Below are 14,147 nucleotides of genomic sequence, written 5' to 3' on the forward strand. Positions count from 1 at the left end.
GCCCATCAGCCTTCTCCCCTGGCAGCGACGGCAGGCCTGCGGCTGCGCCCAAGCAGGGCCACAACAGCCCCCAGCGCCATGAACAGCCCGCCCGCCCAGATCCAGACAGCCAGCGGATTGTCATGCAGGCGCAGCACCCAGACGAGCTGCTTGCCGTGCCGGGTGGCCAGAAGGCGCGAGGGGCCGAGGACGGCATAGAGGTCGCCAAGCGGAGTGATGTGCAGGGCGACCTGGGCGAGCGTCTGGTCCTGCAGGGGAAAGAAGCGTCGCTCAGGCGTGAGGCGCAGGAAGGGTTTTCCCGCGTTGGTGGGACAAGTCGGGCGGCTGACCTGCAGCATGGCGCGCTCGGCGCGGTAGTTCGGCCCCTGCACAGGGCTTACGGCCGCAAGCTTCCAGCAGCGCCCGGCAAAGGAGACGCTTCCGCCCACCGGAAGCTCGACGATGTCATGGCGGGCAGCGGACATGCCGCACATGCCCAGCACGCTGACAGCCACGCCCATATGTGCCAGCGCCATGGCCCACTGCGAAGCCGGCAGGGACCTGTGCGCCCTGCCTGCGCGGCGGTTGACCTGCCAGCGGCGCAGCAGCGCAAGCGCGGTGGCGCCCAATACCCAGACAGCCAGGGCCGCGCACAGGGCGGGTGGGAAGGCTGCAAGCCAGATCAGTGCCAGCGGAAAGGCAAGGCAGCCCAGCAGAGCCGGCAAGCGCAGCGCCCGTAGCACGGAGGCAGGCTTTGTGTAGCGCCAGCCCAGCGCGCAGACGATGCCGAGCAGCAGCAGGAGCAGCAGGAAAACGGGGATGGTGGTGCTGTCGAAGAACGGCTTGCCGACCGAAAGGGTGCGGCTGAACAGCAGCTGGACGAAGGGGGGATACAGCGTGCCCACCAGCACAATGGCGCACAGCGTGCACAGAAGGATGTTGTTGAGCACCAGCGCCCCTTCGCGCGTGAGCAAGGGAAAGCCCGGCTCAGCGGGAAACTGCGGCGCGCGCCAGGCAAAAAGCGCCAGGGCCCCGCCGCTGATCACACCCAGGATGAGCAGGAGAAACACCCCGCGCGCCGGATCGCTGGCAAAGGCGTGCACGGAGTTGAGAATGCCCGAGCGCACGAGAAAAGTGCCTGCCAGGGAGAAGGAGAAGCTGGCGATGGCAAGCAGCAGGCTCCAGCTTTTCAGCACGTCGCGTTTTTCAACTGCGATGGTGGAATGCACCAGGGCCGTGCTGCTGAGCCAGGGAATGAGGGAGGCGTTTTCAACCGGGTCCCAGAACCAGTAGCCGCCCCAACCCAGAACGTAATAAGACCACCAGGAGCCGAGCGTGATGCCGCAGGTCAGAAAGCCCCAGGAGGCCAGCACCCAGGGCTTCATCCAGCCGCCCCAGCGGGGAGTGACGCGCTTTTCCATCAGCCCGGCCACCGCAAAGGCGAAGGGGACGGCAAGCCCCACGTAACCCAGGTAGAGCAGGGGCGGATGGAAGGCCAGGCCGGGATCCTGCAGCATGGGGTTCATGCCTGCGCCGTCTGCAGGGGGCGGCAGGAGACGGCCGAAAGGGCTTGAGGTCAGCAGGCAGAACAGGCCGAAAGCTGCCGAGATCCCGCCCAGAATGGCAAGCACGCGCGCCTGCAGGAAAAGCGGCAGCTGCGCGCGCCGCGCCGTGGTCGCCAGCAGGGCGGCGCACAGGGCCAGCACAAGCAGCCAGAGCAGCAGCGAGCCCTCATGGTTTCCCCACAGGCCGGCGACTTTGTAGAGCAGCGGTTTGGCGCGCGCCGAGTTCTCAGCCACGCTGCGCACGGAAAAATCATCCTGCACGGCTGCCGTGCCAAGGCACAGAAAGGCCATGACCAGGCACAGCGCCTGCGACCAGGCCAGCCCGCCTCCGAGCCTGGCCAGGCGCGGCTCACGCAGGCGGGCCCCCAGCGCGGGCAGCAGGCATTGCGCGCAGGCGAAAGCGCAGGCCAGGGCCAGGGCGAAATGGCCGTTTTCAGGGCTGAGGAACCATTGCCACGCCGCTGGCTGCAGCGCGCGCAGGTGCTGGGGGGCAATACCTTCCATCAGCGCAGGGGCGCTGCGCCCGCGCCCGTCGGGTCGGGCGGGACAGGATGGGAAGCGGTCATGGCGCGCCATTGCGCAGGGCTGGGCGGCGGGCCGAAGCGGGGGTCCCACTTGCCGCTTTTCTTCAGCGCGTCTGCAACTTCCTTTGGCATGTAGGTCTCATCATGCTTGGCCAGCACTTCATCAGCGATGAAGACCTCCGGGGGCCTGGAAGACAGGTGGCCGAGCACGACGACGCTCTGCCCTTCGCGGAACAGGTCGGGCAGAATGCCGCGATAACGCACGGGCAGGGCGGCCTGGCCGTCAGTGACGGAGAAGCTGACGAAGGGACGGCCGTCACTTCCACCGTCGCTGCCATGGTGGACGCTGCCTGCAACCACCATGCCGCCCAGGCGCAGGTTGCGCCCGGCCGGAGGGGGATGGGCTGCTATCTGCGCAGGGGTTACGAAAAAGGCCACGTCATCTGAAAGCGCCTGGAGCATGAGCCCGGTTGCCAGACCCAGCGAGGCCAGGCACGCAATCAGGATCCACAACCGGCGGCGGGAGCGCCAGCCGGGTTTGCGGCGCGCAATCGGCTTCAGCTGCGGGGCGGGCTGGCTCATTCTGCCGCTCCCCCCTTCGCGGAACGGGTCGGGTTGCCTGCGGCTTCAAGACGCTCCAGCTGCGCGCGGGTGCGGCGGAAGGCCAGCACGCTTGCGGCCACCATGAGCCCCCAGCCCAGCGCCACAGCGGTGTAGGCGGCTGTGACATAGCCCCAGACGTGAAGCCAGTTGCCGCTCATGGCTTGCTCTTTCCGCCAGGGGCCTGTTCCCCATGGCGGGCAGGAAAAGCGGGCGAGGTTACGGCGTGGGCGGCAGGCGCGCTTGTGAAACGGGTGCTGAGCGCCTGGACCCGGCGGGCGAGCAGAGCGGTGCGCATGCGCAGCAGGATGAGCCAGCCCGCCCCGCAGCTGAAGCCGATTGCACACAGCAGCAACGGCCGCAGCATGGACCATGAGATCGTCGGCGCGCCTGTCAGGGTGAGGCTTGCGGGCTGGTGAAGCGTGTTCCACCAGGTCACGCTGAACTTGATGACCGGTAGGTCCACAGCGCCTGCCAGCACCAGCAATGCGGCTGCCCGGCGCCCGCGCGCCGGGTCGTCAAAGGCGCGCAGCAGGGTGATCTGACCCAGATAGAGAAAGAAAAGGATCAGCATGGAGGTCAGGCGCGCATCCCACACCCACCAGGTGCCCCAGCTCGGCCGCCCCCAGAGGGAGCCTGTAAGCAGGCACAGCCCGGCAGCCAGCGCGCCGACAGGGGCGATCTCGGTTGCGGCAAGGTCGGCAAGCGGATGCCGCCAGACCAGAAAGGCGGCGCTGCATCCGGCCAGGGCCACGTAACAGCTGGTGGCAAGCCAGGCCATGGGGACATGCACATACATGATGCGCGCATTCTCCCCCTGCTGCCAGTCAGGCGGGGCGATGAGCAGCCCGTCCACCAGCCCGGCCCCCAGCGCCAGCAGCGCTGCGACGCCCAGCACGACCCCGAGGCGGCGGGCAAGCTTCAGAAAGCCCACCGGCGTGCCGAGCCCGCCCAGGGTGTGGGTCAGCTCACGAAGGAAGCGGGTCATGAAGAAAGCGGGCTGGAAACAGGGGGATCACCGTGATCGTCGTGCCTGGGAGTGACGTGCCGGGAAAAGGCGGGGCCGGGGAAAGGGAAAGCGGGGGTTTTTCTTAGCCCCAAGGGGGCGGAAGTGCAAAGATGAACTGCGCCGCCCTGCCCCGGTGCCGCGCATGTGATGGGTTGTGAGCCCGGGTCTGAGCGGGGCGCCTGCGCCTTGGGCGGCCGAGGTCGGGCTTGACCTCAGCCCCTGGTTTGGAGAACTCATGCAGGTAAAGACGGGGGAAGGCCAGCAAGGGAGTGGGAAATTTGTCGGGACCTGGGAAGAACGCCCTGCAAAAGAATCACGCGCAAACGCGCGGCCGGCGCTTCTGGCTCATCAAGTCGGAGCCCGGATGCTTTTCATGGGCGGAGCAGTGCCGCAATGTCGTGGAGCCCTGGACAGGGGTCAGGAACTACCAGGCCCGCAACAACCTGCGCGCCATGGCGGCGGGGGACCTGGCGCTTTTCTATCATTCGGTGACGGAAAAGCGTATTATGGGCGTGGTCGAAGTGGTGCGGACCGCCTATCCTGACCCGACCTTCAGCGCGGCTTCCCAAGGTGCAAAGCCGGCGCGCGCAGGCGCTGCGAATCCCTGGAGCTGCGTGGACGTCAAAGCGGCCGGGGGTTTCAGCCACCCCGTAACGCTAGCCCAGATCAAGCAGGACCCGGCCCTGGCGGAAATGGCCCTGCTGAAGCAGTCGCGTCTTTCAGTGGCGCCGCTGCGCGGGGAGGAGTTCAGCCACATTGTGCGCCTGGGCGACTGGAGCGGCCTGCAGGGAGAAGGACAAGGCGGGTCGGAAAAGTTGATTTCGGGAATTTCGGAAACAGGGGAGGAGTGACATGACGGCACGCAGGACAGCAGGCAGCGCTTCTGAAGCGGCGCAGGACCGTCAGGGTGCCCAGGTGCCCAGCATGACCTTCGCCTTCAGTGAAATGAACAGCGATTCCCTCGCCCAGCTGCACGCGGTGCTGGCGGAGGTCGAGAAGGGGCGCGGCACGCTCGTGCGTCTGGCCGGGCTGATGGGTGGCGCTGTGGGGCAGGCCGTCAATCTCGGCCTCCAGGGGCTTTCCCTGGCCCCGGGCCTGCAGGAGAAGATCCAGGCGGCGGCTGAGGAAGCGCTGCGCAGAACGTTCAACCTGGCCATTGTCGGCATGGGCGGGGCGCAGTCGGCGTCCCTGCTGCCCAGCCAGATCCGCGAGAACATGGTGCAGGCGGCTGTTGCGGTTTCCGGCGCTGTGGGCGGTTTCGGCGGCTTTCTGAGCATGGCGCCAGATATCGGCTTCACCACCCTGGCCATCATGCGGGAAATCGCCGAGATCGCGCGTGAAAACGGCGAGGATCTCTCCACCGAGGATGCGCGCCGGGCCTGTCTTGAGGTCTTCGCGCTGCGCAGCTTTGCCACCAGCCGCGATTCCGAGGAGAAGGAGCTGGGCTTCTTTGCCGCCCGCTCCATGCTGCGCGGCCAGCCCCTGGTGCTGCTGATGGCCGAGGTTGCAGGCCATTACGGGCTCGGCCTGTCACGCAAGCTTGCTGCCCAGATGATCCCGGTTGCAGGTGCGCTGTGCGGCGCTTCGCTGAACGCGGCCTTCCTGACCCATTACCGGGCGGTGGCGCGCGCGCATTTCACGATCCGCCGGCTGGAGCGCCAGCATGGCGCTGCCGTGCGCGAAGCGGCTGAAGCCTACCGGGGCACCGCCGCTGAAGCCGTTTTCGAGTAAGTTCCTGCGCCTTGCGTTCCCGTTCTCCGACCGGCTTTGCCATTCAGCGCGTCGGGGTGCGGTCCTTGCGCCGGGGGCGGGTGATATAGAGGATGATGAGGCCGGAGATGATAACGCCCCCAAGGCAGACTACATTGACGACTTCAAGCAGCGGCGTGAATTTCGGATCCCACCATCCCGTGAGCAGGCTGACCAAAAAACAGCCGAAATAGACGAAAGGCAGGTTCATGAGCGGCGCGTCCTTGGTTGGGTCTGGCAAAAAGAGGGCAGCCGGAAAACAGTTACAGAAACGGTTACGGGACAGACTGTTACAGGATAGGGCCGCTGTGAAAAAGGTCCCTGTGCGGTCCGGAGCGGGGCGGGATGCCTCCTGAAGCGCCCACTAAACCGCATGACCAGGCGCATGACGGAGGGGCAGACGGGGAGATTACCCCCGCCATGCTGCTGCAGGCCTACCGGGCGGGCATCTTCCCCATGGCGCCCCACCGCGACAGCGAGGCGCTGGAATGGTACTGCCCCCAGGAGCGCGGTCTGCTGCCCCTGCAGGCCCCCGGTTTTCCGCGTCGCCTGCTGCGCACGGTGCTGGCGGGTGCTTACGAGGTCTGCGCTGACAGAGACTTCCCGGCCATGATGGCTGCCTGCGCCGCTCCGGCACCGGGGCGGGAGGAAAGCTGGATCAGCCCCCGGATCCGCAGGCTTTACACGGAGCTTTTTGCCCTGGGCCATGCCCACAGCGTCGAGCTGCGCAGCAGGGAAGGCGAATTGCTGGGCGGGCTTTACGGCGTTGCGATCGGCGGGGCGTTTTTCGGCGAAAGCATGATGTCGCGCGTGCGGGACGCCTCGAAAATCGCGCTTGTGCACCTGGTGGCAGCCCTGCGGCAGGGGGGTTATACGCTGCTGGACACGCAGTATGTCACGCCCCATCTGGCGCGCATGGGCGGGGTGAGCGTGCCGTTCCCGCGCTATCGCGCCCTGCTGGAGACTGCGCTGAGGCAACCGGCTGTGTGGCCTGGGGATGTTTCGCTGCAGGCGCTTGGAGGAGAGATCAGGGCCATGAAGGCGCTCTGCCGCATGCCAGGTTGAGCCGGGGCAGCCGAAGGGGAAATTACCCGCATCGTCTGGCGGATTGTTTGCCGGGATGCGGCGGAATATGGAATATACCGACTCCAGAGTCTTAACTCAGATCATTGCGGTGATTATTGATGATCATTTCAGTCTGGCTTCCGTCAGGGCTGAACGGCTATCAAGCAACTGTCAGAGGCTGATACCAGAAGCTGACACAGGCTGGCCCATCCAGCGACACGGCCCGCAAGGGCCGTGAAGGCGGCGCAACGAACGTTCCGGGAGGAGACAGAGGTGAGTGTGAAGCACGGCACAGAGCCCCAGACAGGGGCGGACCACAAGGCGGCTGAATTCGGCCTCTCTCAGTTGCACCCGCAGGCCTCTCGGCAGGTGCGCCTCTCTCTTGGGGAGCTTGGAGGGCTTGCGCGTGCAGCTGGCCTGGCGGTCGTGCTGGGTGGGGGGGTGGCTGCAAGTGCCCAGCCAGTAAACGCCCAACCGGCAAAAACCCTGCAGCAGCTGGTCGCTTCCTCGCCTGCGCCGATGCCCACCGGGCCGGTTTCCACCGAGCATCCGCGCCTGACGCCTGAGCGGGACGTGAAGGTGGTTTACCGCTTCCGCACCTCCCCGCAGCCCGCAGGGCCGATGAAGGAGGTGACGGTCTGGTTCTCCGCTGACGGCGACAAGCTGCGCATCGAGCCTTCCAGCGGCGAGGCTGTCACCCTGCTTGACCGTCCGGCCCAGCGCGTGACGCTGATGAGCCTCAGGGAGAAGAGCTATATCCAGTTCCTGCCCCTGCACGGCCTGCGCAATCCCTTCCTGCTGGACCTGACGATGCACTACACCCGCGAGGGCATGGGCAACGTGGCCGGTCAGCCCTGCCGCAACTGGGCCATCACCAGCTCGCGCGGCCGGGCCGAGGCCTGCGTGACCGATGACGGCGTCATCCTGTCTGAAAAGGGCGTGGATGCTGACGGCATCACCGGGGAGCTTGAAGCCGTTCAGGTGACTTACGGGCCGATTCCGAGCGCTGAATTCGCCCCGCCTGCCGATTTCCGTCAGATCCAGCCCCATGCCCGCCCCGTCCCGATGGGTGCGCCTGGCACTGGCATGGGCGGTGGTGTCCAGGGCCAGATGCCTGCGCCGGTGGATACCAGCCAGCCGCCTGTCGCCAATGATTCGGCTGGGGACGGCACCGTTCAGCATGCCGACCAGCCCCGGTGAGCCAGGCCGCAGGATCGGTTCTGCAGCCGGGCATGGCTTTTCCGGCCTTTGACCTGCCGGCCCTTCTTCCGCCCCGGGAGGGACAGGAGGATTACCATCCGGGCCGCCTGACACGCCAGGCCCTGCCCGAGGGTCGGCCCTGGCTGGTGTATTTCTACCCCCGTGCGCTGACCTCCGGTTGCACCACCCAGGCCTGCGCCCTGCGTGACGGGCTGGCCGCGCCGGAGTCTGTGGAGCGGGCGCATGGCCTGCTGGTGCTGGGCGTAAGCCCCGATCCCGTGTCGCGCCTGAAGCGCTTTGCCGAAAAAGAGCAGCTGAATTTCCCCCTGCTGTCTGATGAGGATCACCGCCTGGCTGAAGCCTGCGGGGTCTGGCAGGAGAAGAAACTCTACGGGCGCGTCTCGATGGGGATCGTCCGCAGCTCCTTCCTTATGGATGGCGCAGGCATCGTGCGCGCCGTCAATCCCAAGGTGCGCGCTGCAACCCACCACGACTGGCTGCGCCAGACCCTGCAGGAAACCCCGCTGCCCCAGCCACCAGGCGGGCAGGCGGGGGTGAAGCTGCAGGCTTCATGACAGCTCCAGCCCCCACCCCCGACCGTGCTTCCCCTGCAGGGGAAAAGAGCCCGGCGCGCGCAAGGAAGTCCTGGCTCAAGCGCCTGCTGCTCCTGTTGCTCAGCCTGCCGCTGTCGCTTCTGGGGCTGGTTGTGGGGCTTCTGGCGGTGCTTTTCATCCGCCTGTCTCTGGGGCCGGTCGACCTGACCAGGCTGGCCCGGCGCTGGGAGCCGGTCCTGATCTCGCACAGTGGCCTTGACGGCCCCCTGCCGGTCGGGGCGCTGGGTTGGCAGAAGGTCCTGCTCAGCTGGTCGTGGCACGCGCCGCTTGAAGTGTCCTTTCAGGTGGACGGGCTGGCGCTGGGGCAGCCGGCCATGCCGGCGGTGGATATGATCGAGAGCGTGCAGGTCACCCTGGGGCTTGAAGATATCCTGAGGCGCCAGATCGCCCTGCGCGCGGTGCAGGTCAGCGGCGTGAGACTGGGCCTGTTGCAGGCCGGCACCGGCCAGCTCGATCTCCTGCCGCCTGGGCTGACAGGCGCCACCCCGCCTGCCGGCGCAGCTTCACGCCATCCCGCCCATTCCTGGCTCACTCTGGCCGGATTGCGCCAGCTCAACCTGCACCGCATCAGGGTGGACGTGCAGGAAGCGGACGGCACTTATCCGGCAAGCCCCGTGCACCTGGCGGCCACGGATTTCAGCACGCGTTACCGGCCCGGCCGCGGCTGGGCCGGCCACGGCGTGATCAGCGTGACGCACGGCAACCAGAAAGTGCTGCTTACGGCCGAGCTCGCGCCGCAGGGCCACGGCCGGACGCTCTGGCATGTGGCCAGCACGCCGGTCGTTCCGGCGGATTTCACCTATGTCATTCCTTCCATGCAGGCGGGGCTGGCGCTGCCCTGGCACGTGCCGCTCTCGCTGCAGGCCTCAGGCGAGCTGGTCAGGACCCGCTATGGCTTCGACCGCCCTGTCACTGCACAGCTGAACGTCCATCTGGGCGAGGGCTACGTGACCCAGGTGGGGCCGATAGGGCCGGCTCCGCCTGAACGCCTCGCTTCGGGCGAGGCGACCGTCAACATGGTCTGGGGCACCAGCGCGCCTTACCGCAGCCTGCGCGTCTCGGTGCCGCAGCTGCGCCTGGTGCTGCTGGATGCCAAAGACCGCACCGTGCCGCTGGAAGTGGGCACGGAGGTCGCGCTGGATGACTGGCAGGCGCCCCGCAGGATGGATGTGGAGCTGACTGCCGCATTGGGCACCTTTGATTTCAGCACGCTGGGTTCCATCTGGCCGCTGGGTTTCGTCAAGGGCGGGCGCAACTGGATGGTGCGCAACATGACGGCAGGGTGGGGGAAGGATTTCAGGATCCACACCCATCTCACCAGCGCAACCGGGCCGGGCGACCTGAAGGTTGCAGTGCTGAGCGGGCAGCTGAACGGCGAGGACCTGACAGTCTGGTGGCTGCGGCCCATCCAGCCGGTGACAGGCCTGGCCGCCCAGGCGCGCTTTGCCACCAACGACCCCAATACGCTGGACATCAACCTGCAGCACGGCAAGCTTGCGGATGGCCACGGGGGCGCGGTGGATGTGGCTGACGGACGCGTCACCCTGACCAGCCTGCTCCATCAGGTGCAGTATGGCGACATCCGCCTGCATCTTAAGAGCTCATTTGCCTCCGTGCTGGACATCCTCTCCCATCCCAGGCTGCACATGCTGTCGCGCCATCCCCTGCCGCTGTCGCATCCGACGGGGCGGCAGGATGGCAGGCTGAACATCTTCCTGCCGCTCTACAGCTGGGTGACGATGGATTATATCGACGTCAGCGCCCTCATCAGGTGTGAAAACCTCGGTGCGGACGTGCGCGGTGTGGGCCCTGTGCGGCACACTGATGGCCTGCTGAAGCTGACAAGCGATTACCTGGCCTTCAAGGGCAGCACGCTCATCCGCGATATTCCCATCACCCTGCAGACCTGGAGCAATCTCGACAGGCCGGAGCCTGGCGTGCCGCTCAACCGCGTTTCCGCAAGCGCCGTGCTGACCCCGCGTGACGTGGCGGGTTTCGGCCTCAAGCTGCCGAAGCATTTCTTCACCGGCCGCGCCCTGGTCCAGGGCAGGCTGTTCCAGCTTGCAGGCCTGCCGCACCGGGGCTACCTGGATGTGGCAGCGCATGCGGACCTGACGCCTGCCGGCATCACGACGCTGTTGTGGAAGAAGGCCCCTGGCCAGCCCGCCGAGATTTCAGCCCATGCGCGGTGGACCGGCGGCCAGCTGACCGCCCTTGATGACCTGCAGGCGCGCGGGCCCGGGCTGCAGCTGACAGGGCGCACCCTGCTGCGGGCAGGAGAGGTGGCAGGCGTTCAGTTTCCGCATTTCCAGCTGGGGCGCACGGAAGGCACGCTGCTGACGAAATGGCCTGTCAGCCGGGCGCCTGAGCTGCCTTACGTGGTGGCGCTGCAGGCCAATGTGCTGGATGCAAGCCCGCTTTTCGAGACGCGCGCTCCAAATAGCGGGGCACGCAAGCCGCCTGCCACTGGGGCGACCGGGCGCGCCCTGCTGCCCAAGGGGCGCTGGCAGCTCTCGATGGATGTGGGCAAAATCTACTACAAACCCCAGGCTGCCCTTGACGGGGTGCAGGTCAGGGCTTCATGGGACCGCCAGCAGCTGGCCCAGGGTCTGGTGAATATTGCAGGCCCTTACAGGGTGCATGCGGCGATCACGCCTGACCCCAGGCTGCCTGCGGTCAGGCAGCTCAAGGCGGATGGCGATGACCTGGGCGGGCTGTTTGCCACATTGGGCATGACCAGGCGTTTTTCAGGCGGAAAGCTTGAGCTCGACGGGCGTTTCGCGCCCGACCCGCAGGGGGGTGGTGCGGGGCTCGGCCTGGGGCTGCCGCCTTTCAAGGGGCGGCTTATCGTGCGCAACTTCGCGCTCAACAACCCGCCGGGCATCCTGCGCTTCCTGGCCCATCTTTCCTTCGCCCACAGCGACCTGCTGCGCGACAACCGCTTCGGCGGCCTGCAGCTCATAGTGGGGCTGGAGGACCGCGACCGTGTCCTGAAGCTGGCCAACGGCCTGCTGGCCAACCCGATCGTCGGCGGCACGGCGGCAGGGACCATCAACCTGCCCCGCAAATGGCTCGACATTGCCGGAACGATTTCGCCCTTCTACGCGCTCAACAGCCTGCCGGGCCATATTCCGGTCGTAGGCTGGGTTTTTGCCCCGCAGAAGGGCAGCGGGATCCTGGCTGCCACCTATTCGGTCAAGGGGCCGCTGGACAAGCCCAAGATATCGGTCGATCCGTTCACGCTGCTTCTGCCAGGCATTTTGCGCCTTTTGGTCCCGTAATCCATCAGCTAACCTGAAGCGCCCGCAAAGCCGGGGCGCGGCCTGGGCGGCAGGCCAACACGCAACAGGGAGAAGACATGTCACCACCGGGTCCCGACCTGTTCGCGCCTTCAGCCGAGCCCGCTTCCGCGTCTTCAGGGGTAAAGGGGCGCACGGGGTCATCGCGCGCCGCAACCCAGCCCCTGGCGGACCGTCTGCGGCCCGCGCGGCTTGAGGATGTGCAGGGCCAGGAGCACCTGCTGGGCGGGGAGGGCACGATCCGCCTGATGCTGGCCCAGGGCCGGCTGCCGAGCCTGATCCTGTGGGGCGGGCCCGGCTGCGGCAAAACCACCATCGCCCGCCTGCTGGCTGCGGAAGCGGGGCTGAACTTCGCCCAGGTCTCGGCGGTTTTCTCGGGCGTGAGCGATCTGAGAAAAGTCTTTGAGGAAGCGGACCGCCGCCTGGAGGCAACGGGGCGGGGCACGTTGCTGTTCGTCGATGAGATCCACCGCTTCAACCGCGCCCAGCAGGACAGCTTCCTGCCTTACGTGGAGCGGGGCACGGTCGTGCTGGTTGGCGCCACCACGGAAAACCCTTCCTTCACCCTCAACTCCGCCCTGCTGTCGCGTTGTCAGGTGCTGGTGCTCAACCGGCTGGATGACGCAGCCCTTGAAGCCCTGCTGCAGCGCGCTGAGCACGAAGGCGGCGTGGCTTTGCCCGTAACCGATGCGGCGCGCGCCAGCCTGCGGGCCATGGCGGACGGGGACGGGCGCTACCTGCTCAACATGGTTGAGCAGATCCTGCTGTCGCGCCGCGGATCGGACGCGCCACCGCTGGACGACCAGCAGCTGGCCCGCCTGCTGACGCGCAGGCCCGTGCTTTATGACCGCGACCGCGAAGAGCATTACAACCTTATCTCCGCGCTGCACAAATCCCTGCGCGGCAGCGACCCGGATGCCGCCCTGTACTGGTTTGCGCGCATGCTTGAAGGCGGCGAAGACCCGCGCTATATCGCCCGCCGCCTGGTGCGCTTCGCTTCCGAGGATGTCGGGGAGGCGGACCCCACCTCGCTGCCGCTGGCCCAGGCGGCGGCCCAGGCCTATGAGCGGCTCGGCTCGCCTGAAGGGGAGCTTGCGCTGGCGCAGCTTGTCGTGCATCTGGCCGTCGCCTCGAAGTCGAACGCGGTCTATGCGGCCTACAAGGCGGCGCGCAAGCTGGCACGCCAGACAGGCAGCCTCATCCCGCCTGCCCATATCCGCAATGCCACCACCGCGCTCATGCGCGACCTGGGTTACGGCAAGGGCTATGCCTATGACCATGACCGCGAAGACGCCTTTTCAGGCCAGAATTACTTTCCTGACGGCATGCCGCGCGCAACCCTCTACCAGCCGACCGGGCGCGGCTTTGAGGAACGCATTGCCCGACGGCTCGAGATGCTGAACGCGCGGCGTGCCGAGCTGCAGCAGGCCGAGGCGTCCGCAAAAGAGTTAACCCCTGAAAATCCCACCCCTGCAAACCCAGAAGAACCCACAACATGAGTGCACAGGCATGAGCGTAGAACATCGCGTCGTTACCGAGGATGAAGCGGACCTGCGGATCGACCGCTGGTTCAGGCGGCATTATCCCAATCTGACGCAGGGCGCGCTGCAGAAGCTGTGCCGCACCGGCCAGGTGCGGGTGGATGGCGGGCGCGTGCAGACCAATGATCGGCTGATTCCCGGCCAGAGCATCCGCGTGCCGCCCCTGCCTGACCAGAGCCGCCCGCCCCCGCCTCCGCCGCCTGACCCGCTTATGGTCAAGAAGATCCAATCCATGATCCTGTACCAGGATGATGATCTGATCGTGCTCAACAAGCCTTCCGGCCTAGCAACCCAGGGCGGGCCCGGCATCACGGAGCATGTTGACATGATGCTGGAAGGCCTGCGCCCGCCAGGCGGCGACAAGCCGCGCCTGGTGCACCGGATCGACCGCGATACTTCAGGCCTGCTGCTGGTGGCGCGCACGCCTGGGGTTGCCGCCAAGCTTGCGGCGGGGTTCCGGGGGCGCGATATCGGCAAGACCTACTGGGCGATCGTGGTGGGGCGGCCGCAGCCTGCCGAGGGGATCATCGACCAGCCGCTCGCCAAGGTGGGGGCCGGCGGCGCCTCCATGATGGTTGCGGCCCAGCGCAATGACGAGGATGCCGTCTCGGCCAAGAGCTCTTACGAGACCGTGGATTCAGCGGCGCGCAAGTTCAGCTGGCTGTCCCTCTCGCCGCTGACCGGGCGCACCCACCAGCTGCGCGTGCATTGCGAAAGCCTGGGCACGCCGATTCTGGGCGACCCGCGCTACGGCGGCAAGGCAGCCCATCCGGACGGCTTCACCGACCGGCTGCACCTCCACGCCCGTGAGCTGGACCTGCCGCATCCATCAGGCGGGCGGCTGAAAGTGACCGCGCCGCTGCCTGCGCATATGCAGGAGACATTCCGCCAGCTCGGTTTCGTGCCCGGCCCGACGCCCGAGCCCGTACGCACGCTCTGAGGGGGGCGGGTTGCCCAGGTGCCGGGTTGAACGCGGCGGCCTGAAATGCTGAAGCTGAAACT

At 66.9% G+C, this 14,147-nt stretch carries 12 protein-coding genes and 1 pseudogene; 8 read left to right on the forward strand and 5 right to left on the reverse strand.

Annotated features, from left to right (window positions below):
• Nucleotides 1-5 precede the first annotated feature (5 nt).
• Genes E3E11_RS06085 through E3E11_RS06100 form a run of 4 tightly spaced genes read right to left on the reverse strand, consistent with a single transcriptional unit; the run spans nucleotide 6 to nucleotide 3,656 of the window.
• Nucleotides 6-2,048: a heme lyase CcmF/NrfE family subunit gene (locus E3E11_RS06085; protein ID WP_141451607.1), complete on the reverse strand. Its 2,043-nt coding sequence runs from the start codon at nucleotides 2,046-2,048 to the stop codon at nucleotides 6-8.
• Entirely contained in the window at nucleotides 2,048-2,650 is a 603-nt protein-coding gene (gene ccmE / locus E3E11_RS06090) for a cytochrome c maturation protein CcmE (protein WP_141451608.1), read from the reverse strand. The genes E3E11_RS06085 and ccmE overlap by 1 nt, the downstream gene beginning before the upstream one ends.
• Nucleotides 2,647-2,829 carry a hypothetical protein gene (locus E3E11_RS06095; RefSeq protein WP_141451609.1) on the reverse strand — a complete coding sequence of 61 codons (183 nt, stop codon included), beginning with the start codon at nucleotides 2,827-2,829 and terminating at the stop codon, nucleotides 2,647-2,649. Before E3E11_RS06095 ends, ccmE begins: the two co-directional genes overlap by 4 nt.
• Nucleotides 2,826-3,656, reverse strand: coding sequence for a heme ABC transporter permease (locus E3E11_RS06100; RefSeq protein WP_141451610.1), 831 nt, complete (start codon nucleotides 3,654-3,656; stop codon nucleotides 2,826-2,828). Before E3E11_RS06100 ends, E3E11_RS06095 begins: the two co-directional genes overlap by 4 nt.
• A gap of 323 nt (nucleotides 3,657-3,979) precedes the next feature.
• Here E3E11_RS06100 and E3E11_RS06105 point away from each other — a divergent pair.
• Both E3E11_RS06105 and E3E11_RS06110 read left to right on the forward strand, forming a co-directional pair.
• Nucleotides 3,980-4,456 (forward strand): annotated as a pseudogene (locus E3E11_RS06105) (EVE domain-containing protein); the annotation flags it as partial.
• A gap of 73 nt (nucleotides 4,457-4,529) precedes the next feature.
• Nucleotides 4,530-5,408, forward strand: a complete 879-nt coding sequence (locus E3E11_RS06110) for an EcsC family protein (RefSeq protein WP_141451611.1) — start codon at nucleotides 4,530-4,532, stop codon at nucleotides 5,406-5,408.
• A 43-nt stretch (nucleotides 5,409-5,451) separates the two neighbouring features.
• Here the strand turns inward: E3E11_RS06110 and E3E11_RS06115 are convergent, their stop codons facing one another.
• The gene (locus E3E11_RS06115; protein WP_141451612.1) at nucleotides 5,452-5,637 is read right to left on the reverse strand and encodes a hypothetical protein; all 186 of its coding nucleotides are present in this window, start codon (nucleotides 5,635-5,637) and stop codon (nucleotides 5,452-5,454) included.
• A 134-nt stretch (nucleotides 5,638-5,771) separates the two neighbouring features.
• On the opposite strand from E3E11_RS06115, the gene aat reads away from it, so the two are divergent.
• From aat to E3E11_RS06145, 6 genes are all read left to right on the forward strand, one after another.
• Nucleotides 5,772-6,491 carry a leucyl/phenylalanyl-tRNA--protein transferase gene (gene aat, locus E3E11_RS06120; protein WP_141451613.1) on the forward strand — a complete coding sequence of 240 codons (720 nt, stop codon included), beginning with the start codon at nucleotides 5,772-5,774 and terminating at the stop codon, nucleotides 6,489-6,491.
• A gap of 273 nt (nucleotides 6,492-6,764) precedes the next feature.
• The gene (locus E3E11_RS06125; RefSeq protein WP_168189213.1) at nucleotides 6,765-7,691 is read left to right on the forward strand and encodes a hypothetical protein; all 927 of its coding nucleotides are present in this window, start codon (nucleotides 6,765-6,767) and stop codon (nucleotides 7,689-7,691) included.
• A complete protein-coding gene (locus E3E11_RS06130) occupies nucleotides 7,688-8,266 on the forward strand; it encodes a redoxin domain-containing protein (RefSeq protein WP_231118864.1) in 579 nt (192 codons plus the stop codon). Before E3E11_RS06125 ends, E3E11_RS06130 begins: the two co-directional genes overlap by 4 nt.
• Nucleotides 8,263-11,586, forward strand: a complete 3,324-nt coding sequence (locus tag E3E11_RS06135; RefSeq protein WP_141451615.1) for a DUF3971 domain-containing protein — start codon at nucleotides 8,263-8,265, stop codon at nucleotides 11,584-11,586. The genes E3E11_RS06130 and E3E11_RS06135 overlap by 4 nt, the downstream gene beginning before the upstream one ends.
• A 77-nt stretch (nucleotides 11,587-11,663) precedes the next feature.
• Complete coding sequence (locus E3E11_RS06140) at nucleotides 11,664-13,103, forward strand: replication-associated recombination protein A (RefSeq protein WP_141451616.1); 1,440 nt, start codon at nucleotides 11,664-11,666, stop codon at nucleotides 13,101-13,103.
• Nucleotides 13,104-13,113: 10 nt separating this feature from the next.
• Nucleotides 13,114-14,085, forward strand: a complete 972-nt coding sequence (locus E3E11_RS06145; protein ID WP_141451617.1) for an RluA family pseudouridine synthase — start codon at nucleotides 13,114-13,116, stop codon at nucleotides 14,083-14,085.
• Nucleotides 14,086-14,147: the final 62 nt, after the last annotated feature.

Source organism: Oecophyllibacter saccharovorans (genome assembly GCF_006542375.1).
In the GTDB taxonomy this organism is placed as follows: domain Bacteria; phylum Pseudomonadota; class Alphaproteobacteria; order Acetobacterales; family Acetobacteraceae; genus Oecophyllibacter; species Oecophyllibacter saccharovorans.

Excerpts from the sequence above, each read along its gene's own strand:
- E3E11_RS06135 (WP_141451615.1), top strand. The coding sequence starts at position 8,263 with ATGACAGCTCCAGCCCCCACCCCCGACCGTGCTTCCCCTGCAGGGGAA.
- ccmE (WP_141451608.1), bottom strand. The coding sequence starts at position 2,650 with ATGAGCCAGCCCGCCCCGCAGCTGAAGCCGATTGCGCGCCGCAAACCC.
- E3E11_RS06115 (WP_141451612.1), bottom strand. The coding sequence starts at position 5,637 with ATGAACCTGCCTTTCGTCTATTTCGGCTGTTTTTTGGTCAGCCTGCTC.
- E3E11_RS06110 (WP_141451611.1), top strand. The coding sequence starts at position 4,530 with ATGACGGCACGCAGGACAGCAGGCAGCGCTTCTGAAGCGGCGCAGGAC.
- E3E11_RS06100 (WP_141451610.1), bottom strand. The coding sequence starts at position 3,656 with ATGACCCGCTTCCTTCGTGAGCTGACCCACACCCTGGGCGGGCTCGGC.
- E3E11_RS06145 (WP_141451617.1), top strand. The coding sequence starts at position 13,114 with ATGAGCGTAGAACATCGCGTCGTTACCGAGGATGAAGCGGACCTGCGG.
- aat (WP_141451613.1), top strand. The coding sequence starts at position 5,772 with ATGCCTCCTGAAGCGCCCACTAAACCGCATGACCAGGCGCATGACGGA.
- E3E11_RS06140 (WP_141451616.1), top strand. The coding sequence starts at position 11,664 with ATGTCACCACCGGGTCCCGACCTGTTCGCGCCTTCAGCCGAGCCCGCT.
- E3E11_RS06095 (WP_141451609.1), bottom strand. The coding sequence starts at position 2,829 with ATGAGCGGCAACTGGCTTCACGTCTGGGGCTATGTCACAGCCGCCTAC.
- E3E11_RS06085 (WP_141451607.1), bottom strand. The coding sequence starts at position 2,048 with ATGGAAGGTATTGCCCCCCAGCACCTGCGCGCGCTGCAGCCAGCGGCG.